20 protein-coding genes, 1 tRNA gene and 1 riboswitch are annotated in these 21,741 nt (G+C 71.5%); of the genes, 10 read left to right on the top strand and 11 right to left on the bottom strand.

Annotation, left to right across the window (positions count from 1 at the left end; all coding sequences use genetic code 11):
- Nucleotides 1–21 precede the first annotated feature (21 nt).
- Nucleotides 22–615 carry a TetR/AcrR family transcriptional regulator gene (locus tag FB470_RS15710; RefSeq protein ID WP_306999293.1) on the bottom strand — a complete coding sequence of 198 codons (594 nt, stop codon included), beginning with the start codon at nt 613–615 and terminating at the stop codon, nt 22–24.
- Between the two features lie 81 nt (nt 616–696).
- Nucleotides 697–1,623: an acyl-CoA desaturase gene (locus FB470_RS15705; RefSeq protein WP_370876670.1), complete on the bottom strand. Its 927-nt coding sequence runs from the start codon at nt 1,621–1,623 to the stop codon at nt 697–699.
- Nucleotides 1,624–1,809: 186 nt separating this feature from the next.
- Between FB470_RS15705 and FB470_RS15700 the strand changes: the two genes are divergently transcribed.
- The 5 genes from FB470_RS15700 to FB470_RS15680 all read left to right on the top strand — a co-directional run bounded on the left by FB470_RS15700 (nt 1,810) and on the right by FB470_RS15680 (nt 7,089).
- Nucleotides 1,810–1,881: transfer RNA gene (locus tag FB470_RS15700), tRNA-Gln, on the top strand.
- An 82-nt stretch (nt 1,882–1,963) separates the two neighbouring features.
- The gene (locus FB470_RS15695) at nt 1,964–3,661 is read left to right on the top strand and encodes a GGDEF domain-containing protein (RefSeq protein WP_306999291.1); all 1,698 of its coding nucleotides are present in this window, start codon (nt 1,964–1,966) and stop codon (nt 3,659–3,661) included.
- Between the two features lie 44 nt (nt 3,662–3,705).
- Nucleotides 3,706–5,187, top strand: coding sequence for a bifunctional UDP-N-acetylglucosamine diphosphorylase/glucosamine-1-phosphate N-acetyltransferase GlmU (glmU, locus tag FB470_RS15690; protein ID WP_306992284.1), 1,482 nt, complete (start codon nt 3,706–3,708; stop codon nt 5,185–5,187).
- On the top strand, nt 5,177–6,157 hold the full coding sequence (locus FB470_RS15685; RefSeq protein WP_306992282.1) for a ribose-phosphate diphosphokinase: 981 nt from the start codon (nt 5,177–5,179) through the stop codon (nt 6,155–6,157). Before glmU ends, FB470_RS15685 begins: the two co-directional genes overlap by 11 nt.
- Before the next feature lie 77 nt (nt 6,158–6,234).
- Complete coding sequence (locus FB470_RS15680; protein ID WP_306992280.1) at nt 6,235–7,089, top strand: TIGR03621 family F420-dependent LLM class oxidoreductase; 855 nt, start codon at nt 6,235–6,237, stop codon at nt 7,087–7,089.
- Here FB470_RS15680 and FB470_RS15675 read toward each other — a convergent pair.
- A complete protein-coding gene (locus tag FB470_RS15675) occupies nt 7,078–8,085 on the bottom strand; it encodes a hypothetical protein (protein ID WP_306992278.1) in 1,008 nt (335 codons plus the stop codon). The genes FB470_RS15680 and FB470_RS15675 overlap by 12 nt on opposite strands.
- A 705-nt stretch (nt 8,086–8,790) precedes the next feature.
- Here FB470_RS15675 and FB470_RS15670 point away from each other — a divergent pair.
- From FB470_RS15670 to FB470_RS15660, 3 genes are all read left to right on the top strand, one after another.
- Nucleotides 8,791–9,396, top strand: coding sequence for a 50S ribosomal protein L25/general stress protein Ctc (locus FB470_RS15670; protein ID WP_306992276.1), 606 nt, complete (start codon nt 8,791–8,793; stop codon nt 9,394–9,396).
- Nucleotides 9,397–9,990, top strand: coding sequence for an aminoacyl-tRNA hydrolase (gene pth / locus FB470_RS15665; protein WP_306992275.1), 594 nt, complete (start codon nt 9,397–9,399; stop codon nt 9,988–9,990). It abuts the gene before it with no gap.
- Between the two features lie 134 nt (nt 9,991–10,124).
- Nucleotides 10,125–10,478, top strand: coding sequence for a DivIVA domain-containing protein (locus tag FB470_RS15660; RefSeq protein ID WP_306992273.1), 354 nt, complete (start codon nt 10,125–10,127; stop codon nt 10,476–10,478).
- 215 nt (nt 10,479–10,693) lie between these two features.
- Here FB470_RS15660 and FB470_RS15655 read toward each other — a convergent pair whose 3' ends face one another.
- The 3 genes from FB470_RS15655 to FB470_RS15645 form a co-directional block, all read right to left on the bottom strand.
- Nucleotides 10,694–12,379, bottom strand: a complete 1,686-nt coding sequence (locus FB470_RS15655) for a fatty acyl-AMP ligase (protein ID WP_306992271.1) — start codon at nt 12,377–12,379, stop codon at nt 10,694–10,696.
- Nucleotides 12,380–12,494: 115 nt separating this feature from the next.
- Complete coding sequence (locus tag FB470_RS15650; RefSeq protein ID WP_306992269.1) at nt 12,495–13,124, bottom strand: DUF5701 family protein; 630 nt, start codon at nt 13,122–13,124, stop codon at nt 12,495–12,497.
- Nucleotides 13,121–13,765, bottom strand: coding sequence for a CatB-related O-acetyltransferase (locus FB470_RS15645; RefSeq protein WP_306992267.1), 645 nt, complete (start codon nt 13,763–13,765; stop codon nt 13,121–13,123). Before FB470_RS15645 ends, FB470_RS15650 begins: the two co-directional genes overlap by 4 nt.
- Nucleotides 13,766–13,855: 90 nt before the next feature.
- On the opposite strand from FB470_RS15645, the gene FB470_RS15640 reads away from it, so the two are divergent.
- Entirely contained in the window at nt 13,856–14,485 is a 630-nt protein-coding gene (locus FB470_RS15640; RefSeq protein ID WP_306992265.1) for a TetR/AcrR family transcriptional regulator, read from the top strand.
- 87 nt (nt 14,486–14,572) lie between these two features.
- Here the strand turns inward: FB470_RS15640 and FB470_RS15635 are convergent, their stop codons facing one another.
- Genes FB470_RS15635 through FB470_RS15625 form a run of 3 tightly spaced genes read right to left on the bottom strand, consistent with a single transcriptional unit; the run spans nt 14,573 to nt 17,871 of the window.
- Nucleotides 14,573–16,330: an ABC-F family ATP-binding cassette domain-containing protein gene (locus FB470_RS15635; protein WP_306992263.1), complete on the bottom strand. Its 1,758-nt coding sequence runs from the start codon at nt 16,328–16,330 to the stop codon at nt 14,573–14,575.
- Nucleotides 16,330–17,292, bottom strand: coding sequence for a 4-(cytidine 5'-diphospho)-2-C-methyl-D-erythritol kinase (locus FB470_RS15630; RefSeq protein WP_306992261.1), 963 nt, complete (start codon nt 17,290–17,292; stop codon nt 16,330–16,332). Before FB470_RS15630 ends, FB470_RS15635 begins: the two co-directional genes overlap by 1 nt.
- Before the next feature lie 9 nt (nt 17,293–17,301).
- On the bottom strand, nt 17,302–17,871 hold the full coding sequence (locus FB470_RS15625) for a TetR/AcrR family transcriptional regulator (protein WP_306992259.1): 570 nt from the start codon (nt 17,869–17,871) through the stop codon (nt 17,302–17,304).
- 167 nt (nt 17,872–18,038) lie between these two features.
- On the opposite strand from FB470_RS15625, the gene FB470_RS15620 reads away from it, so the two are divergent.
- Nucleotides 18,039–19,433: a DHA2 family efflux MFS transporter permease subunit gene (locus tag FB470_RS15620; protein WP_370876669.1), complete on the top strand. Its 1,395-nt coding sequence runs from the start codon at nt 18,039–18,041 to the stop codon at nt 19,431–19,433.
- 48 nt (nt 19,434–19,481) lie between these two features.
- On the opposite strand, the gene FB470_RS15615 is transcribed toward FB470_RS15620, so the two are convergent.
- Complete coding sequence (locus FB470_RS15615) at nt 19,482–20,495, bottom strand: methionine ABC transporter ATP-binding protein (protein WP_306992256.1); 1,014 nt, start codon at nt 20,493–20,495, stop codon at nt 19,482–19,484.
- A 189-nt stretch (nt 20,496–20,684) separates the two neighbouring features.
- A riboswitch (SAM riboswitch) is annotated at nt 20,685–20,776 on the bottom strand.
- Between the two features lie 55 nt (nt 20,777–20,831).
- Entirely contained in the window at nt 20,832–21,692 is an 861-nt protein-coding gene (rsmA, locus tag FB470_RS15610) for a 16S rRNA (adenine(1518)-N(6)/adenine(1519)-N(6))-dimethyltransferase RsmA (protein WP_306992255.1), read from the bottom strand.
- Nucleotides 21,693–21,741 lie beyond the last annotated feature (49 nt).

Below are 21,741 nucleotides of genomic sequence, written 5' to 3'. Positions count from 1 at the left end.
TCAGCGTAGCAAGGAAACCGGTCAGTTCAGGCGCAGTTTCGGTTTGTGCTCCAGGTGGGAAAGCCCGTTCCAGGCGAGGTTGACCAGGTGCGCGGCCACCTCGTCGCGCTTGGGACGGCGGGCGTCCAGCCACCACTGGCCGGTGAGCGCCACCATGCCGACGAGCGCCTGGGCGTACAGCGGCGCGAGTTTATCGTCGTAGCCGCGGGCGTCGAACTGCTGCGCGAGGATGTGCTCGACCTGCATCGCGATGTCGTTGAGCAGGGTGGAGAAGGTGCCGGAGGCGCTGGCCACCGGCGAGTCGCGCACCAGGATGCGGAACCCGTCGCGCGACTCCTCGACGTAGGCCAGCAGCGCGCCGGCCGCCTGCTCGAGCATCGCCCGGGGGTGCCCACCGTGCAAAGTGGACACCATCCGGTCCAGCAGCGACTGGGTCTCCCGGTCGACGACGACGGCGTAGATGCCCTCTTTGCCGCCGAAGTGCTCGTACACCACGGGCTTGGACACGTTGGCCCGGTGGGCGATCTCCTCGATGGAGGTGCCGTCGAAACCCTTTTCGGCGAAGAGCTTGCGGGCGACGTCGAGCAGTTGCTGCCTGCGTTCCGCGCCGGTCATCCGGACGCGCGGCACCGGAGCCGGTGGCCGCGCCCCGGTGACCTCACGCTTCGCTCGACGTCGTCCCGCCACCCGGAGAGACTATTCGGATGCGAGCCGGGCGAGCCGCTGCGGGGTCGGCCAGCGCACGTTGTGCACCCACCCCAGCTTCTCGAACGCCCAGATGACGCGGGCGGAGATGTCGATCTGACCGCGCTTGACACCGTGCCGCGCCGAGGTCGGGTCGGCGTGGTGCAGGTTGTGCCAGGACTCGCCGAACGACAGGACCGCCAGCGGCCAGAAGTTGGCCGACTTGTCGCGCGCCGCGAACGGGCGCTCACCGATCATGTGGCAGACCGAGTTGACCGACCAGGTCACGTGGTGCAGCACGCACACCCGCACCAGCCCGGCCCAGAAGAACGCGGTGACCGCGCCCCAGAACGACCAGGTGATCAGGCCGCCGAGCAGCGCGGGCAGGGTCAGCGTGAGCAGGGTCCACAGCCAGAACAGCTCGTCGACCTTCTTGATCGCCGGGTCCTTGAGCAGGTCCGGGGCGAAGCGCTCGGCGTTGCTCTGGTCCCGCTCGAACAGCCAGCCCATGTGGGCGTGCCAGAAGCCCTTGGCGATGGCCAGCGGCGAGGTGCCGAAGGCCCACGGCGAGTGCGGGTCGCCGTCGCGGTCGGAGAAGGCGTGGTGACGCCGGTGGTCGGCCACCCACGTGATGACCGGGCCCTGCACCGCGAGGCTGCCGGCGATGGCCAGCACCACGCGCAACCACGGCTTGGCCTTGAACGAGCCGTGCGTGAAGTACCGGTGGTACGAGACGGTGATGCCGAGACCGCTGATGGCGTAGAAGACGACGAACAGCCCGACGTCCACCCAGCTCAGGCCCCACCCCCAGGCGAACGGCACGGCGGCGATGAGCGCGGCCAGCGGGAGGATCACGCCGAGATAGACCGAAAACTGAACACCGGCGCCTCGCTGGCCGGCGGTGACCGGCTTCGGGCCCTTGGTCTTGGGTGGTTCCATGACCGGAGTGGATGTCATGCGCAACACTTCTTCCTACCTGGGCAAACCCTGGGAAAGGGCGTCCTAACCTACGTTTCCGTAAGTTACGGTACAGGAGGTTTAGCCCGGTGGGGAGACGTTCAAACCTCGGACCCGGGCCCCTGGACTGGCGGGGTTTTCCGACGTCGCTATCCTGACCAGGCACGATCCGCCGTGGTGTAATTGGCAGCACCTCAGATTTTGGTTCTGATAGTTCAGGTTCGAGTCCTGGCGGCGGAGCTGCCGTGCCCTACCCCGACGTGCCCGAAGGGGGTGCGCCACGCTACAAGGCGAGAGCGAACAGACGAACAGGCGGCCGGCGCTGGCCGAGCTCTCCGACGCCTGGCTGGCCGGGCGCGCCCGGGAACTGATCGCCGCCGTGCAGCACACCGAGCACAGCGAGCAGCTGGACATCGTGCACACCCTCGACCAGCTGCTCGAAGAGTCCCAGCGGCGCGGCGAACCCGTCCTGGTCTCCCAGCTCCTGCGGGCCACCTCCCTGGGCAGGCTGGTCACCCGCGGTCTGGCGGCCGAGGCCGAACCCCTCCTCGACGAGATGCTGGCCCACACCCGCCGCCACGGTCTCGCCCTGTTCCGCGCCGACGCCCACGCGCTGCGCGGCCGCCGTCTGGTGCTGGCCAAGCAGGAGGACGCGGCGCTCACCGAGATCGCCCGCGCGCTGGCGATCCTGGACGATTCGAACAGCCCGGACATGCACATGTCGCGCCGGGAGTGGGCCAAGGCGCAGTCCAGCGCACTCGTCGACTGCTGGATCGTGCTCAACCAGCTGGGCGTCTACGAGGCGGCCGAGGAGGTCATCGCGCGCGCCCACCAGGCGATCCGGGAGACCGCGGGCCCGCACGAGATCACCCTGCAGCTGATGAACCGCATCAAGATGCTGCTGGGCTGGGGCCTGCGGCTGGAGCGGGTCGGCAGGCACGAGGAGGCGGCCGCGAAGTTCAGCACGGCCGCGTCGATGGCCGTCGCGGTCGAGGCGCCGTTCGCCGAGTCGCTGTTCCCCCGGCGGGTCGGGGTGCCCGCCGTCGACCAGGTCGGCGTGCTGGCCGCGGCGCTCGCGCTGGCCGCACCGGACACCACGCACGTCGACCGGCTGCGGCGCCTGCTGATCGAGCCGGGCTACCCGCACGAGCAGGTCATCGTCACCATCGCGCTGGCCCGTTCGCTGGAGCAGGGCGGCCAGCGGGACGAAGCGCTCAAGGCGCTGCACGCCACCAAGCTCAACCTGGCCGAGGACAACTCGATGCCGTCGATGAACCTGCACCTGATGCGGGAGATCGCGCGGCTGGACAGCGAGCCCGACCTCGAGGGCTCCCGCGCGCTGGTGGACTACTCCGCCGCGCTCGAGGTCGAGCTGTGGCACATGCGCGAGTCCCAGCTCGCGACGCTGGACACCCGCCGCGAACACGAGCGCCTCTCGGCTCAGCACGGCGCGATCAGCCAGCAGGCGCTGCAGGACCCGTTGACGGGACTGCCCAACCGCCGCGCGCTCGACGAGCACCTGCGCACGCTGTCGGCGTCGACCACGGCGCAGCCGCTCGCGGTCGCGCTGATCGACCTCGACGGCTTCAAGGGCGTCAACGACCAGCACTCGCACGCCGAGGGCGACGACGTGCTGCGCGTGGTCGCCTCGACGCTGCGCGACGCACTGCGCGGTGACGACATCGTGGCCCGCTACGGCGGGGACGAGTTCGTCGCGCTGCTGCCCGGAGCGCCGGTGTCCGCGGCCAAGCAGGCGCTCGGCCGAGCGGTCACGGCGGTCGACTCGTTGCCGCACCACCTCTCGCACGGGGTAACCCTGTCGGTGGGGCTGGTGTCGCTGCGCCCGCAGGAGCGCGCCGACCAGGTGCTGGCCCGCGCCGACGCGGCGATGTACCAGGCGAAACGCGGCGGCGGGAACCAGGTCGCCACGGCCCTGTCGGCCGCGGGCGAGGCCCTTACCGCAGAGGCGGAAACCGGCTCCGAGGCCGACCCGCGGTCGGCTGCCGGGGACGACCCGTAGGATCGGGCCCCGCCACCACCCGTCCCGGATTCGTTGGGAGTGCCGTGACCGGCCCGCTGAGCACTGTGATCCTCGCCGCGGGCGAGGGCACCCGGATGCGTTCGAACACCCCGAAGGTGCTGCACCCGCTAGCCGGGCGACCGCTGGTCGAGCACGCCGTGCGGGCCGCGGCCGGGCTTTCGCCGGACCACCTCGTCGTCGTCGTGGGGCACGGCCGGGATGCCGTCGCCGGGCACCTCGCCACGGTCGGCGAGGCGCTCGGCCGGGAGGTCCGGACCGCCGTGCAGGAGAAGCAGAACGGCACCGGCGACGCGGTCTCGTGCGCTTTGTCCGTTCTGCCCGAAGGACTTTCGGGCACGGTTCTCGTCAGCTACGGCGACGTCCCGTTGCTGGACACCCAAACGCTGGGCGCGCTGCTGGCCGAGCACCGCGAGAACGGCCACGCGGTCACCGTGCTGACCTCCGTGGTGGCCGACCCGTCCGGCTACGGCCGGATCGTGCGCGACACCGACGGCGCGGTCACCGCGATCGTCGAGCAGAAGGACGCCACGCCCGAGCAGCTGGAGATCGACGAGATCAACTCCGGGGTCTACGCCTTCGACGCGGCCGTGCTCGCCGGGGCGCTGGGCCGGCTGTCGACCGACAACGCTCAGGGCGAGCTGTACCTGACCGACGTGCTGGGCATCGCGCGCGAGGACGGCCGCGGCGTCGGCGCGCTCGTCGTGGACGACCCGTGGCTCACCGAGGGCGTCAACGACCGGGTTCAGCTCGCGGCGCTCGGCGCCGAGCTGAACCGCCGCCTCGTGCAGCGCTGGCAGCGTGCCGGGGTGACCGTGGTGGACCCGGCGTCGGTGTGGCTGGACGTGGACGTCGAGCTGGCTCAGGACGTCGTGATCGAGCCCGGCGTGCAGCTCAAGGGCACCACGAAGGTCGGCGAGGGCGCGGTGATCGGGCCGGACACGACGTTGACGAACGTCACGGTCGGGGCCGGCGCCTCCGTGGTCCGTACGCACGGCTCCGACTCCGAGATCGGCGCGGGCGCGAGCGTCGGCCCGTTCGCCTACCTGCGGCCGAACACCCGGCTCGGCACCAAGGGCAAGATCGGGACGTTCGTCGAGACCAAGAACGCCGACATCGGCACCGGGACCAAGGTGCCGCACCTGACCTACGTCGGGGATGCGACGATCGGCGAGTACAGCAACATCGGCGCGTCGAGCGTGTTCGTCAACTACGACGGCGTGCGCAAGCACCACACCACGATCGGTTCGCATGTCAAGACTGGTTCGGACAACATGTTCGTCGCGCCGGTCACGGTCGGTGACGGTGCGTACTCGGGTGCTGGCACTGTGATCAGGCGAAACGTTCCGCCGGGGGCGCTGGCGGTGTCGACCGGACCACAGCGCAATATTGAAGGCTGGGTGCCGCGCCGCAGGCCCGGCACCCCAGCGGCGCAGGCGGCGGAGGCCGCGCTCGCCGCGCAGGAAAACCAGGAAGAGACCGAGCGGGAGTCGTCTGATGAGTCCTAAGTCCGGCACGCCGAAGAAGAACCTGATGCTCTTCTCCGGCCGCGCACACCGGGAACTCGCGGAGGAGGTGGCGCAGCACCTCAACGTGACGATCACCCCGCAGACCGCGCACACGTTCGCCAACGGCGAGCTGTTCGTGCGTTTCGAGGAGTCGGTCCGCGGAACCGACGCCTTCGTGATCCAGAGCCACACCACGCCCATCAACGAGTGGGTGATGGAGCAGCTGATCATGGTGGACGCGCTCAAGCGCGCCAGCGCCAAGCGCATCACCGTGGTCATGCCGTTCTACCCGTACGCGCGGCAGGACAAGAAGCACAAGGGCCGCGAGCCGATCTCGGCCCGGCTGATCGCCGACCTGTTCAAGACCGCGGGCGCCGACCGGATCATGACGGTCGACCTGCACACCGCGCAGATCCAGGGCTTCTTCGACGGACCGGTGGACCACCTGTTCGCGCAGACCCTGCTCGCCGACCACATCAAGAAGACCTACGGCGACGCCGACATCGCCGTCGTCTCCCCGGACTCGGGCCGCGTGCGGCTGGCGGAGAAGTGGGCGCAGCAGCTGGGCGACCGGCCGATCGCGTTCATCCACAAGACGCGCGACCCGGACAAGCCGAACCAGGCCGTGGCCAACCGCGTCGTCGGCCAGGTCGAGGGCAAGCTGTGCATCCTGGTCGACGACATGATCGACACCGGCGGCACGATCGTGAAGGCCACGGACGCGCTGCTCGCCGAGGGTGCCGCGGACGTCGTCATCGCGACCACGCACGGCATCCTTTCCGACCCGGCCACCGAGCGGTTGTCCAACTGCAAGGCGCGCGAGGTCATCGTCACCAACTCGCTGCCGATCGCGCCGGAGAAGCACTTCGCGAACCTGACCGTCCTGTCGATCGCGCCGTTGCTCGCCGAGGCGATCCAGCAGGTGTTCGAGGACGGCTCGGTCACGAGCCTGTTCGACGGCAACGCCTGAGTTCGCTCTCCGCGAAGGCCCTTCCGCCGCCGGCGAAACCGGCGGCGGAAGGGCCTTTCGTTTCGTAGTTTCGGGTTGTGACCGACTTCCGCTTCGGAGTTTCCCTGCGGTTCCTGACCGGGCGTGACGACTGGGCGGCCAAGTGCCGTCGCGCCGAGGAACTGGGCTACGACACCATCACCATCCCCGACCACCTGGGCATGCCCGCGCCCTTCCCCGCGCTCGTCGCCGCCGCGGCGGCCACCGAGCGGGTCCGCGTCGGGCACCTGGTGCTCAACGCGCCCTTCTACAACCCCGTCCTGCTGGCCCGTGAGGTCGAGTCCACCGCGTTGCTCACCGGCGGCCGCCTGGACGTGGGGCTCGGCTCCGGGCACATGAAGTCCGAGTTCGACGACGCGGGACTGCGGTTCGCGCCGCCCGCCGAGCGGATCGAGCACCTGGCACGGACGGTGGACGTGCTGCGGACCCGGCTCGACGACGTGCCGCCGCTGCTGATCGCGGGCAACAGCGACGGAGTGCTGCGGCTGGCGGCCGAGCACGCGGACATCGTCGGCTTCGCGGGCCTGAAGCACGCGAAGGGCTTCCCGCCGGGCACGTTCGACATCGCGTCCGCGGCGGAGCTGGAGGAGCGCGTCGGTTTCGTGCGGGCGCGGGCGGGCGCCCGGCCGGTCGAGGCCAACATGCTGATCCAGAAGGTCGTGGTGGCCGACGACCCGGTGCCCGCGCTGACCGAGTGGCTGGCCGGGGTGCCCTCCGCGCTGGGCTGGTCGGCGGCTCAGCTCGTGGACGCGCCGCAGGTGCTGGCGGGCAGCGCGGCGGACATCGCGGCGAAGATCCGGGCGATGCGGGAGCGGTACGGGTTCACGTACTTCACGGTGTTCGAGATGTTCCTGGAGGAGTTCGCGCCGGTGATCGCGCTCCTACGGTCCTAGCTCGGCGGCGACGTCGCGCCGGAGGGCGTCCGGGTCGACGACGGCGACGGGCTCGGCGGTGACGGTCGGCGCGGCGTGGATCCTCGTCGCGCCGTCGGTGCGGGGCAGCGTGAACCGGACCGAGCACGCGATGTCGGCGGGCGTGTCGAGCGGCAGGACCAGCTCGCGTGCACAGGTGCGGGCGCCGAGGGCGTCGGAGGTGACGGTCGAGGTGAACACGACCCGGGCGAGCACCCCTGGCGCCGTGCCGAGCAGGCGGTTGTCGACGCGGACGGAGTCGGTGCAGGCGCCGCCGGTGGTGCAGCGGAGGTCGTGCCCGGTGACGTTCGCGGCGATCGCCGGCCCGGCGATCAGCGGCTGCCCGAGCCCGGCGACGCCCTCGTCGAGCCGGGTGCGGAGGTCGTCGAGGTGCACGTCGTCGTCGAGCTGGACCTCAGGCGAGCCGAGCTCGGCGGCGACCGGGCCGAGGAAGGCGGGCGGGAAGCTGAGGACGCGGTGGGGCACGGTGGTGCTGACGCGCAGGCCGGCGAGGTCGACCGCGTCTCCGGCCCGCACGGGCAGCGCACCGGCCGGAAGGGCGGCGCGCAGCGCGGCGGCCACCACCTGCGGCGCGAGAGCCCGCCCCGGGTCGAACGGCATCCCGCGATCGGCACGGGTCCACTGCCCGCCGAACCGGGCCGCCCGTGCCGCCGACATGCCCTGCGCCTGCCAGTACGCGGGCGAGGCGAAGACGTAGAGGGCCCCACCGACGCGGAGCGCCTTGACGTGCTCGCCCCGGAGCGGGATCCGACCCTCCACGAGCCCGCCACGCGTGACGGTGAGGGTGGCGTCCGGGAGCCGGTAGGCAACGGCCGGCTCAGCGGCCAGCGCAGCGAGAGCCGAATCGACGACGGCGCGGGGATCAGGCGCCGGACGGGGTGCCTCACAGCCGGCGAGCACGGTCAGGACGAGGACGAGCACCGCGAGACCGCGCAGCCGCATCGGACCCCCGATCACTACAGGAACCGGCAGTTGGTGAATCAGACGCATTTTCAGGTTTCCGGGTTCCGGGCAGGGAGACACGTCATCCATTCGGTTGACCCGGACAGCCGCCAACGCGAGGCGACGCGGGCCGACCACCCGAACCACCGGCCGGCAACGCAAGGGGCGGTGCGTTTCTCCAGACCTGCCCGCATCCCCAGCGAGCCGGCAACGCCAGGCGAGGTGCGACCTCACCCAGACCACCCCCGCCCCCGATCCCCAGCCCGCATTTGGTCGCCGATCAGCGGGGTCAAGGCACTCCTTCCCGCCTTGACGCCGCTGCTCGGCGACCGAAACCCTCCAACCGGAGGGGGCGGGGGAGGTCCCGCCCCAGGTGACCATCGACGCCGTGAGGCGTCCTCTTCACGCGCGGGCGCGGCTGCGAAGATCCAGAGATCCTCGCCGGACAGGCGGGCTCCGGGACGACCCAAGAGCAGGCCGGGTCGCTTGTCGAGTGGGTCGCTTCCGGGTCTTGCGAACCCCACGCGACACCGTCGTGTCGGGGCGCTTACACTGAACAGGTTGTCTCGGCGAGGCGGGCTCCATGCTGCACCCGGTGCCCGAACGTGATCGACGCGGCGGCTTGAGGTCCGCTGCTCGAGCATGTCCGTGGAACTCGCCGCCGAAGATGACCACACGCCATCTGCGCCGCCACGCAATCGTTTGAAGGAGTGCTACACCGTGTCCGAGGTACGTCTGTCCGCCGAGCCGCGCACCGAGTTCGGCAAGGGCGCCGCGCGCCGCACCCGCCGCGCCGGCAAGGTCCCCGCCGTGCTGTACGGCCACGGTACCGACCCGCGCCACCTGGCGCTGCCGGCGCTGGAGTTCGCCCGGGTCATCCGCGAGAACGGCAGCAACGCCGTCCTCACCCTGAACCTGAACGGTGGCACCGAGCTCGCCCTCACCAAGACCGTCACCGTGCACCCGATCAAGAACTACATCGAGCACGTCGACCTGCTGGTCGTCCAGCGTGGTGAGAAGGTCACGGTCGACGTCCCGGTCGTGCTGACCGGCGACCCGGCCCCGGGCACCCTGCAGGTGCAGGAGCTCGACTCGCTGTCGATCGAGGCCGAGGCGCTGCACATCCCGGAGCAGATCGAGGTGTCCATCGAGGGCGCCGAGGCCGGCACCCAGATCCTCGCCTCGCAGGTCACCCTGCCCGCCGGCTCGACCCTGGTCACCGACCCGGAGAGCCTGGTCGTCGCCGTCAACGAGGCGCAGGCCACCAGCGAGGAGCCCGCCGAGGAGACCGGCGAGGAGCCGGCCGAGGCGAGCACCGAAGAGTAAGTGAGTTCGGACGTTCCCGGGGCCGGCGAGCAGGTGCTGCTCGTCGGCCTCGGCAATCCCGGCCCCCGGTACGCGGGCAACCGGCACAACGTCGGCTTCATGGTGCTCGACGAGCTGGCCGCCCGGGTCGGCGGCAAGTTCAAGGCCCACAAGTCGGGCGCGGAAGTGCTGGAGGGCCGCCTCGCGGGGCGGCGCGTCGTGCTGGCCAAGCCGCGCTCGTTCATGAACGTCTCCGGCGGCCCGGTCGCCGGGGTGGCCAAGTTCTACAAGATCGACCCCACCGGGATCGTCGTCGTGCACGACGAGCTGGACCTGCCCTTCGGCGGTCTCAAGCTGAAGATCGGCGGCGGCGAGGGCGGCCACAACGGGCTGCGGTCGATCAGCAAGTCGCTCGGCACGCGTGACTACTACCGCGTGCGTTTCGGCATCGGGCGCCCGCCGGGCCGCATGGACCCGGCCGACTTCGTCCTCAAGGACTTCTCCACAATCGAGCGCAAGGACCTCCCGCTGGAGCTGGACCGGTGCGCCGACGCGGTCGAGGCGCTGATCGGCAAAGGGCTGACTGCGGCCCAGAACGACTTCCACGCTGGGTGAGCGGCGGTCACCCACAGGGGTGCGGCATACCGCTCCATGGAGTTTCACCAGGCCGGGGACTCTTCCGGAGGTTTGGTCCGGCGGCTAGGACGGGATATGGGAAGTGTCCCGTACACGCTGAACTGGAGTACTTCATGTCCCTTTCCGCCGAAGACGTTTATCGAGTCGAATTCGGTAACGCCCCCATCGGCCGGCGCGGGTACGCCAAGCACGAGGTGGACGACTTCGTCGAGCGCATCGCCAAGACTCTGGTGGGCGAGGACGACCTGACGGCCGCCGAGGTGCACCACGTCATGTTCAGCAAGCCCCTTCTCGGCAAGCGGGGCTACGACGAACGCGAGGTCGACGAGTTCCTCGACGAGGTCGAAGACGAGTTCGCCCGCCGCGGCGGGCGACCCTACCCGGTGCCCGAGGCGCGCACCGTCGCGCAGGCGACCACCCCGCGCACCGCCCCGGCCGACCTGCCGACCCCCATCACCACCGACTGACAGCACCCACGGCCCCCGGGAGTGCACCCGCCTCCCGGGGCTCCGCCATGCCCGGCCGTCGATGCTCAAAGCCGCACAGCCGCGCCCCGGCACAGCACCGCCACCGACGGGTCCCCGCCGCCAGGAGTCCCGGCCGTCGATGCTCAACGCCGCGCGGCCGCGCCCCGGCACAGCACCGCCACGGACGGGTCCCCGCCTCCCGGGGCCCGCCGCGGTCAGGAGGCGTTGCGGTCGATCGCCTCGGCGTACTGGGCCGCCGTCGCGGCGCGTTTGACCTTGCCGGAGGGCGTCTTGGGCAGGCTGCCGGCCGGCAGGACGACCACCGCGTACGGCCGGGCGTCCACCGCGTCGCGCACTCGGGCCGCGACCTCCTTCTGCAGCCGCCGCTCGGCGTCGGCGTCGCCGGCCAGCTTCGACTCCAGCACCACCGCGAACCGCTCCCGGCGGGTCCCCGCGTCGATCCGCACGGCCACCGCGTTGCCGGCCCGCACCCCGTCCACCGACGTCGCGGCGCGTTCGATGTCCGTCGGGTAGATGTTGCGGCCGCCCATGATGATGACGTCCTTGCGGCGCCCGCAGATCACGATCTGACCGTCGATCAGGTACCCGAGGTCGCCGGTGGCCAGCCAGCCGTCCTCGTCCTGCGTCGGCTTCGGCCCCTCCATCGTCAGGTACCCGGGCGTCACGGCCGGGCCGCTCAGCTGGATCTCCCCGACCTCCCGGTCGTCGAGGACCTTGCCGTTGTCGTCGACGATCCGCGCCTCCAGCCCGTCCAGGGGGCGGCCGAGCACGGCGAACGACCGCACCTCCTCGGTGCCGCGCCGCGGGTCGCCCTCCGGCACCGGCACCGCACGGTTGTCAGCTTCCAGCGCGTCCGCCTCGATGACGTCCAGGGTCAGCCCGGTGAACAGCGGCGCGAACGACACCGCGAGCGTCGCCTCGGCCATGCCGTAGGCCGGGAAGACGCACTCCGCCGGCATCTTGAACCGCGCCCCGCCCTCGACGAACGACCGCACCGCGGACTCGTCGATCGGCTCGGCGCCGTTCAGCGCGATCCGCAGGGTCGACAGGTCGTAGGCGCTTTCGTCCTCCACCCGCGCCAGCCGCCGCCCCACGATCGCGTAGGCGAAGTTCGGCGCCGCCGTGGTGGTCGCCCGGTACTTGCTGATCAGCTCCGGCCAGATCAGCGGGCCGGTGAGGAACTCCGCCGGGGTGATCTTGATCAGCTCGACGCCGAACGTCATCGGCACGGTCAGGAACCCGACCATGCCCATGTCGTGGAACGTGGGCAGCCAGGACACCATGACGTCCTTGGCGAAGTCGAACTCAGCCCGCTCCACCATCGCCTTCACGTTGGTGTAGAGGTTGCCGTGGGTGATCCGCACGGCCTTCGGGTCGGCGGTCGAACCGCTGGTGAGCTGCAGCAGCGCCAGGTCGTCCTCGCCGCGCGCGACGGGCTCGGCGATCGGCTCGCCGTCGAACAGGTCGGTGATCATCCGGAAGCCGATGTTGTGCTCGGTGAGCACCGGCGCGAGCGCGTCGAACGGCTCGCCGAGGACGACCAGCTTCGCGTCGATCATGCCCAGCACCTTCACGGTGTCCTCGGCCCACACGGCGAGGTCGGTGCGCGGGGTCGGCTGGTGCAGCATCGTCACGCTGCCGCCGGCGAGCCACACCGCCTGCACGGTCGGCGCGATCAGGGCCGGTGCCCCGGCGAGGACGGCGACGGCGCTGCCCGGCTCCAGCCCACCGGCGACGAGCGCGCCGGCCATGCGCCGCGCCTGCTCGTGGACCTCGGCCCAGGTCCGGCGGACCGGCTCCTTGGGCTCCCCGGTGACCATGCCACGCAATTGCCCACCCTCCGCAGCGGTGCGGACGAGCGTCTCCACGAACCGACTCATGGCGCTCACCTTATCGGGCGTTAACGGACCGGCGGACGTCGTGGCCGTGATGTCGAAACCCGTGCCCGGGGGCCGAGTCCGGCGTACCTGGGCGGGGAGCCGCCGGCGCCGGAACTCAGGTCGCGCGCGAGCCGGCCGAGGCCATGCCCAGCCAGGTGTGCGGGTTGCCCTGCCAGCACCAGCCGAGCTTCGGCGCGCGCTTGCTGATCCAGATCGCCGGCACCCGCCGGTCCCCGCAGCGCGAACCGCCCAGGGAGAAGCACTTGTTCTTGACCAGCACCTGCGGGAAGTGCGTGATCAGGGCGATGCCCTCCTCGATCGTGAGCAGGGTGCGGCCCCGTCCGGCGATCGCCGCCATCGCGTCGGTCGGGACGGCGCCGCAGAACTCCGCACCGCGTTCGACGTCGAAGAGCAGGTAGGCCTCCGGGGCGGGCAGGTCCACAGTGGCCACGAACCGTTCGAGCGATCCCGGTTCGAAGGAGTGGTCGACGAAACCGGGCAGACGCCCGTTGTGCAGGGTGGTGCGCGGCATCGTCGCCTCGACCGGAGCCGCCTTCCGGGTCACCACCAGCAGGAACGGCAGGCGGCCCGCCTGCGGGTCGAGGTCACCGGACCGGGCCGCGGCGCGCAGCGGCTCGACCAGGGTCCGGAAGCCGTCCTCGTCGTACCCGGCGAGCGCCGGGTACCCGCGGTCGAGCAGGTTGGCGACCTGGCGGTCGAATTCGGCGGTCACGTCGAACGTCAAGCCCGCACCTCCTTGATCGCCGCGATGTCGGAGGGGGTGCCCGACATGATCGTCCGCACGTGCCGGGTGATCAGCTCGACCGGCCAGTCCCACCAGGCGGCGCGCTCGAGCAGTTCGACGTCTGCGGGCCCGTAGCGGGCGCGGATCGGGCGGGCCGGGTTGCCGCCGACGATCGTGTACGGCGCCACGTCGGCGGTGACGACCGCGCCCGCGGCGATGATCGCGCCGTTGCCGATCGTCACGCCGGGCATGACGGTCGCGCCGCAGCCGAACCAGACGTCGTTGCCCACCACCGTGTCGCCCCGGCTGGGCATGGTCGTGACGAGGTCCAGTGTGGACTCCGCCCACTCGCCGCCGAACATCGTGAACGGGTAGGTCGACACCCCCATCGTCGGGTGTTCCGCTCCGGCCATCAGGAACCGGGTGCCGGAGGCGATCGCGCAGTACTTCCCGATGATCAGCTTCTCCGGACCGTAGGCGTAGCGGACGTTGCGGGTCTCGAAGGCGGTGGCGGCGTCCGGGTCGTCGTAGTAGGTGAACTCGCCGACCTCGATGCGCGGATCGGCGACCAGGGGTTTCAGGAACACCACGCGGGGATGCCGGGCGAGCGGGTGGAGCACGGTGGGGTCGGGCACGAACACCTCACAGGAGTAAACTTACGACCGACGTAAAGTTATCCCAAGAGCAACCAGCCTGTCAACCTAAAAGTAGGACGAGGGTAAGATTCGCTCATGACGGTCACCGGCCTCCGCGAAGCCAAGAAGCAGGAAACCCGGCAGCTGATCTCCGACCAGGCGACCCGGCTGTTCGTGGCGAAGGGTTTCGAGCAGACGACCATCGCGGAGATCGCGGAGGCCGCGCGGGTCGCCAAGAAGACGGTGACCAACTACTTCCCGCGCAAGGAGGACCTGGCCTTCGACCACCAGGACGAGTTCGTCGCGAGCCTCGCCCGCACGGTCGCGGCCCGCGAGCCCGGCGAGTCCGCCCTGTCCGCGCTGCGCCGGGATTTCCTCGACGCGGTCGAGCGGCAGGACCCGGTGGCGGGGTTCGCCGGCCCGGAGTTCAGCCGGATGATCGCGGACAGCCCGACGCTCGCGGTGTGCCTGCGCGGCCTGCACGACCAGCGCGAGGACGCCCTGGCCGCCGCGCTCGCCGAGGCGACCGGTGCCGCGGCCGGCGACATCACCCCGCGGGCGGCGGCGTCCGTCCTCGGCGGGGTGCACCGGGTGCTGTTCGCCCGCATCCAGGAACTGACCCTGGCCGGGCGCGGCAACCCGGAGATCGCCGCCGTGGTCGGGCCGGAGGCCGAGCAGGCGTTCGCCCTCCTGGAACCGGCGCTCGGCGACTACGCCCGCGCCTGACCGGGATCGGTCACCACGGCCGCCGCACGCGCAGCGGACACGCCACCCGCAGCGGCAAACACTGTGCGGCAGCCGTGCGGAGCGGGGCTACTCCACCAGTTCGGAGGTCTCCAGCCAGCGCGCCTCGACGTCCTCGATCTCCGCGCGGACCGTCTTCAGCTCGGTGTTCAGCTCGACCAGCTTGTCCGGCTCGGTCGCGTGCGCCGCCAGCTGCTCGTGCAGCTTGGCCTCCCGCGTGTGCAGCTGGTCGAGCCGCCGCTCGAGACGGGACAGTTCCTTCTGCGCCGCACGGAATTCGGCCGCGCTGGACGTCTTCTGCGCGAGCTTGGGAGCCGGAGCGGAAGCCGCCCGCGCGGAAGCCCGCCGCGACAGGTACTCGTCGATGCCGCCGGGCAGGTGCGTGATGCGACCGTCGCCGAAGAGGGCGTAGACCGCGTCCGTCACGCGCTCCACCAGGTACCGGTCGTGCGAGACCACGACCATCGTGCCCGGCCAGGAGTCCAGCAGGTCTTCCAGCTGCTGCAGCGTGTCGATGTCCAGGTCGTTCGTCGGCTCGTCGAGCAGCAGCACGTTCGGCTCGGCCATCAGCAGCCGCGCCAGCTGCAGCCGACGGCGCTCGCCGCCGGAGAGGTCCTCGACCGGCGTCCACTGCCGCGCCGGCGGGAACCCGAGCTTCTCCGCCAGCTGCGACGCCGACAGCTCCTGCTTGCCCAGCACGACCCGCGCCGAGACCTCCTCGACGGCCTCCAGCACGCGCAGCTGCCCGGGCAGCTCGTCCAGCTCCTGCGACAGGTGCGCCAGCCGCACCGTCTTGCCCTCGATCCGCCGCCCAGCGGCGGGTTCGACCTCGCCGGCCAGCAGCTTGAGCAACGTCGTCTTGCCCGACCCGTTGACGCCGACGAGCCCGAACCGGTCACCCGGCCCGATGCGCCAGGTCAGGCCCTCCACGACCGGCTTGTCGCCGGCGTTGAGCGTGACGTCCTCCAGCTCCAGCACGGTCTTGCCGAGCCGCCGCCGCGCGAACGTCATCAGCTCCGCCGAGTCGCGCGGCTCCGGCACGTCCGAGATCAGCGCCTCGGCCGCCTCGATCCGGTACCGCGGCTTCGACGTGCGAGCCTTCGCGCCGCGCTGGAGCCAGGCCAGCTCCTTGCGCGCGAGGTTGCGCCGCTTCTCCTCCGCGCTCGCCGCGAGCCGGGCCCGCTCGGCGCGCGCGAACACCCAGTCCGCGTACCCGCCCTCGTACTGCTCGACGCGACCGTTCGCGACCTCCCACGTCCGGCCGCACACCGTGTCCAGGAACCACCGGTCGTGGGTGACCACCACGAGCGCGGATCGCCGCGCCAGCAGGTGGTCGGCGAGCCAGCGCACGCCCTCGACGTCGAGGTGGTTGGTCGGCTCGTCGAGCACGAGCAGGTCGAGGTCACCGATCAGGGCGGCCGCCAGCGCGACCCGCCGACGCTCCCCTCCGGACAGTGTCGCGGTCGGGTTGTCCAGCCCCAGCTGGGTTATCCCGAGTCCCTCCACAATGGACCGGACCCGTGCGTCGGCGGCCCACTCGTGTTCGGCGGCGTACCCGGCGAGGACGGCGTCGCGGATCGTGCTGCCCTCGGCGAGCTCGGTCCGCTGGGTGACCACCGCGAGCCGCAACCCGCGAACCTGGCTCACCCGCCCGGAATCCGGCTCGGCCAGTCCGGACAGGACCTCCAGCAGCGTGGTCTTGCCGCCGCCGTTGAGGCCGACGACGCCGATGCGCTCGCCTTCGCCGACGCCGAGGGACACGTTGTCCAGCAGGGGACGCACCCCGAAGGACTTGGAAACCGCTTCGAGATTGATCAGATTCGCCACTATGCGTGCACCTGGGGAGGAGTGGGTCGGTGTTCGTCGCCGCCGACGAGCCGCGCGCCCGGCACCGGGCCGTGCGCGACCCGCACCGTCCGGCACACCCCGGCGCCGGCGAGCTCGGCCGCGACCTCGAGGGCCGATTCGGCGTCGGCGCACAGGAACGCGCACGTCGGGCCGGAGCCGGACACGGTGCCGGCCAGTGCGCCGGCGTTCACCCCGGCGCGCAGTGTGCGGCGCAGCCCGGGCCGCAGCGACACCGCGGCGGCCTGCAGGTCGTTGCCGAGCAGCAGGGCCAGCTGGCGCGGGTCGCCGGAGGCCAGCGCCTCGACGACCGGCGCGTGCGAGCCCACGCGCGGCGGGTTGCCGGTCTCGCGGAGCCGGTCGAGTTCGGTGAAGACCCGCGGCGTGGACAGCCCGCGCTGGTCGAACGCGAGCACCCAGTGGAACGTGTGCCGGGACAGCACCGGTACCAGCTGCTCACCGCGGCCGGTGCCCAGCGCTGTGCCGCCGTAGAGCGCGAACGGCACGTCCGAACCGAGTTTCGCCGCGATCTCGGCGAGCTCGTCGCGGCCGATGTCGAGCTTCCACAACGACGCGAGCGCGACCAGCGTGCCGGCCGCGTCGGCGCTGCCACCGGCCATCCCACCCGCGACGGGGATACCCTTGCGGAGGACCACCCGCACGTTGGCGGGGCCGTCGGTCCTGCCGACGTGGGCGGCCAGCGCCTCCACCGCGCGCCACGCGAGGTTCGCACCACCGGTCGGGACCACCTGCTCACCCTCGCCGTAGACCTCGACGCCCGGCTCCTCGGCCAGCGCGACGGTGACCTCGTCGGTCAGCGAGAGCGCGTGGAACACCGTGGTCAGGTCGTGGAACCCGTCCGGGCGCAGGTCGCCGACCGACAGGTGCAGGTTGATCTTCGAGGGCACCCTGACGGTGACAGGTGGCGGTACGACGGCGAGCACCCGTCAAGCCTACGTGCCCGCTCCGGGCCGCGGAGAGGCAAGCTCCAGTGCGACGCGCAACGCGACGTCGGCCGACGCCGCGGTCGGGTTCTCGTCCAGGAACTGCGGGTTGTTGCCGACCATGAGGGCGACCAGCGCCAGCCGGGCGCGCAGCTGCGCCACCGGATCGCTCTCGTCGGCGCCCATGAACCGGAACAGTTCCTTCATCCGCTTGGCGAGGACGTGCCCGGCGTGCAGCTCCTTGAGCGCGGGCTGGTTGTCCTGCATGAACCGCATGATCGGCCCGAACCGGCCCTGGATCAGCCCGGAGATCCGGCGCAGGACCTCTTCCCGGGCCCGCACCGGGTCGTCCTGCTGCCGCGCCCACTCGACGATCTCGTCGAGCGAAACGCCGATGTCCTCGATCAGGCTGTGGACGATGTCCTCTTTGGTGCGGAAGTGGTAGTAGAGCGCGGCCTTGGTGACGCCGAGCTTCTCCGCGATCTCGCGCAGCGAGGTCTTCTCGTAACCCTGTTCGACGAACAGGTCCAGCGCGACCCGCTGGATGCGTTCGCGCGTGTCGGTCCGCCGCCCCGCCATGACCGTCCTTCCTGAGGAACTCTCAATCTTTGCTTGACGACCGGCTAGCAATGGGCCTACCGTGCCGTCAGCGCCATTGCTTGTCGGCCGACTAGCAATGGTCGCCCACAGTCTAACGCAGGTCTCGAGCAGGGGGTTCCATCGTGACAACAGCTGCTCCGGCGCCGGTGTCGGCGCCAACGGACTCCAGAAGGTGGTGGGCGCTCGGCGTCATCGGGCTCGCCCAGCTGCTGGTCATCATCGACACCACGATCGTCAACATCGCGCTGCCCACCGCGCAGGCCGACCTCGGCATGTCCGACGTCGCCCGGCAGTGGACGATCAGCGCCTACACGCTCGCCTTCGGCGGCCTGCTGCTGCTCGGCGGGCGGCTGGCCGACCGGCTGGGCCGCAAGAACACGCTGATCGTCGGCGCGCTCGGGTTCGCCGCCGCCTCGGCGGTCGGCGGGATGGCCGCCGGCCCCGGCCTGCTGATCGCGGCCCGCGCGGCGCAGGGGGTCTTCGCCGCGCTGCTCGCGCCGTCCACGCTCTCCCTGCTGACCCTGACCTTCACCGAGGCCAAGGAACGCGCCAAGGCGTTCGGGATCTTCAGCGCGATCATGATGTCCGGCGGTGCGCTGGGCCTGCTGGCCGGCGGCGCGCTGGCCGAGTACGCGTCGTGGCGCTGGTGCCTGTACGTGAACCTGCCGATCGCGATCGCGGCCGCTCTCGCCGGCTGGTTCGTGCTGCCGAGCGTGCCCGGCCACCGCTCGACGCGGCTGGACTGGATCAGCGGGGTCCTCGGCAGCGCCGGGATCGGCGGGCTGGTCTACGGACTGTCCGAAGCGGCGACCCGCGGCTGGGGGTCGGGCATCGTGCTCGGCTGCCTGACCGGTGCCGTGGTGCTGCTGGCCGCGTTCGTGTTCCGGCAGGCCCGGGTCAGCAACCCGTTGCTGCCGCTGCAGGTCCTGTCCGATCGGGCCCGCTCGTCCGGCTTCCTGACGATCGCGATCGCCGCGTTCGGCATGTTCGGGATGTTCCTGTTCATCACCTACCAGCTGCAGGCGATCATGGGCTTCGGCGCACTCGGTGCCGGTGTCGCGTTCCTGCCGTTCCTGCTGGCCAACGTCACGGTGTCGACGCTGCTCACGCGGCGGCTGATCCCGCGGACCGGGCCGCGGCCGCTGCTGGTGATCGGGCTGCTGCTGATGGCCGCCGGGCTCGCGGCACTGACCCAGCTGTCCGTCGACACGTCGTACGCGTCGCTGATCCTGCCGATGGAGCTGGTGCTCGGCGCCGGCGCCGGGCTGGCGATGCCGACGGTCATGAACATCGCGACCGCACGGGTGGCGGCGAAGGACGCGGGCGTGGCCTCGGCGTTCATCACCACCTCGCAGCAGGTGGGCGCGTCGCTGGGCACGGCGTCGCTGAACACGATCGCCGCGAGCGCGACCGCCTCCGCGGCCGGGCTGAGCCTGCCGGCGGCCACCGTGCACGGCTACGCCGTCGCGAACGGGTGGGCGGCCGGGGTCGTGGCACTCGGCGCGATCGCCGTCGGGTTCCTGGCCCGCACCACCAAGTGAGACGAGGAGGGGCGCCCCGTCCGGGACGCCCCTCCTGCGCGCGTTCGGTCAGGCCGCGACGACGCTCTTCGGGCCTTCCTTCGGCTGCACCACGTGGGCGCCGCGGTCGGCGATCCACGCCAGCGCGGTGTCGGCCTGCGCGCCGTTGACGCCGATGCGGAAGCGGGCCACCGGGGTGTCGCCGACGCGGGTGAGGCCGCCGCCGATGGTGGCGAGCTCGACGTCGAACCGGGCCGAGGCCTCCGGCAGCAGCGCGCCGACCGCCGCGAAGCCGATGAGCACGACGTCGGCGGACCGGTCGTAGCTCGCCGACTGGGACCGCGGCGTGTCGATCGCGGGCAGCAGGCTCTGCGCGACCTTGCTGGCCGGGTTGGACAGCAGCTCGAGCACGGTTCCCTGCTCGACGAGCCGGCCACCCTCCAGCACCGCGACCCCGTCGCAGACGCGCCGCACCGCCGCGCCGTCCTGGGTGGTCAGCAGCACGGTCACGCCCAGCTCCGCGCGGGCGCGGTCGAGGACGGTCAGCACCGCGCCGGTCTCCTCGGCACCGACGCCGGCCGTCGGGTCGTCGGCCAGCAGCACGGCCGGACCGGCCGCGAGGGAACGCGCGAGTGCGACGCGGCGACGCTGACCCGGGGTCAGCTCGCTCGGGCGCAGCGCGGCGCGCTGCGTCAGGCCGGCCAGGTCGAGCAGGCGGCCGACCCGGCTGCGGCGCTGCGGTCCCTCGAGGCCGAGCTGTTCCAGCGGGGCCGCGACGTTGCCGGCCACGGTGCGCTCGGCGTGCAGCACGGGCTGCGCGTCCAGCACCGCGACCTGGCGGCGCACCTCGCGCAACTTCCGCCCGTCGAGACCGGTGGTGTTGAGGCCGTCCAGGCGCACCACACCGCGGTCGGGCTTCTCCTGCAGCGCGATGCAGCGGGCCAGGGTGGACTTGCCCGAGCCGGCCGGGCCGACGACCCCGAAGAGGGCACCGGCGGGCACGTCGACGCTCACGTCCCGCAGGGCGTGGACGGGCGCGGGGGCACCGGGGAAGGACTTGGTCAGGTTTTCGACAGTGATCACGAAAGGCTCCAGCACAACGGGCGCGTACGCGCCGACCGCACACCAGGGAGACCGTCCACTGAGGACGGTCAGGCGAAGACAGGAGAAGGGTGGTGGAAGGAAGAGCGGTCAGCGACGACACGCACAGACCGTGCGACGACATTCGTCGACCACGCGGCGCCTCGTGAGCATCGTGCGATACACAGGAATCCTCCATCGGTCCTGGCGTTAGCACCTGCCCCCGGGTGGGGTGGTTGCTGCGGCTTCGGCGAGCCAGGTCTCTCAGCCGCTCGGGATGGATACCTCAAAGAGTAGAACGGACTTCACATCTTCTTCGCAAGGCTTACGGGTGCGAGATCACACCAACGGTGGCAAGGCCTTGCCCTGCGCGATCTTGGCGAAGTCGGCGACCCCGAGCTGCTCGCCCCGCGTGCGCGGATCGATCCCGGCCGCGCGGAGGATCGCCTCGGCCCGCTCGCCCGACCCCGCCCACGACGACAGGGCCGCCCGCAACGTCTTGCGGCGCTGGGCGAAGGCGGCATCGACGACGGCGAACACCTCGTCCCGGTCCGCGTCCGACACCGGCTCCGCGGACCGTTCGAACCCGACCAGCGCGGAGTCGACGTTGGGTACCGGCCAGAACACGGCCCGTGGCACGGGCGCGACCTTCCGGGCCCGGCCGTACCAGGCGATCTTCACGCTCGGCACGCCGTAGGTGCGGCTGCCCGGCCCGGCGGCCATCCGGTCGGCGACCTCGGTCTGCACCATGACGAGACCGTGCGCCAGCGAGGGCAGCTCGGCCAGCAGGTGCAGGACCACCGGGACGGCGACGTTGTAGGGCAGGTTCGCGACCAGGTGCGTCGGCTCGTCCGCCAGATCCGCGCCCCGGAGTTTCAGGGCGTCGAGCGTCAGGACAGTGCAACGCCCCCGGGCTTCGGGTGCGCGCTCCTCGACCGTGGCCGGCAGGCGCCCGGCCAGGACCGGGTCGATCTCGACCGCGGTGACCCGCGCGCCCGAGGCGAGGAGACCGAGGGTCAGGGAGCCGAGCCCGGGACCGATCTCCAGGACGTGGTCGTCCGGGGTGACCTTCGACAGCTCGACGATGCGGCGGACCGTGTTCGGGTCGTGGACGAAGTTCTGGCCGAGCTTCTTCGTGGGCCGCACGTCCAGCTCGGCGGCCAGCCCACGGATCTCGGCTGGTCCGAGCAGTGCGGTCACGCCGGAAATGCTACTGGCCGGGAAAACGACGATGACCCCGGCCGTGGGC

The sequence above is a fragment of the Amycolatopsis thermophila genome (assembly GCF_030814215.1).
Lineage (GTDB): Bacteria > Actinomycetota > Actinomycetes > Mycobacteriales > Pseudonocardiaceae > Amycolatopsis_E > Amycolatopsis_E thermophila.
Note: the sequence above shows the minus strand (reverse complement) of the source record. Positions and strands in the feature narration are given on the sequence as shown.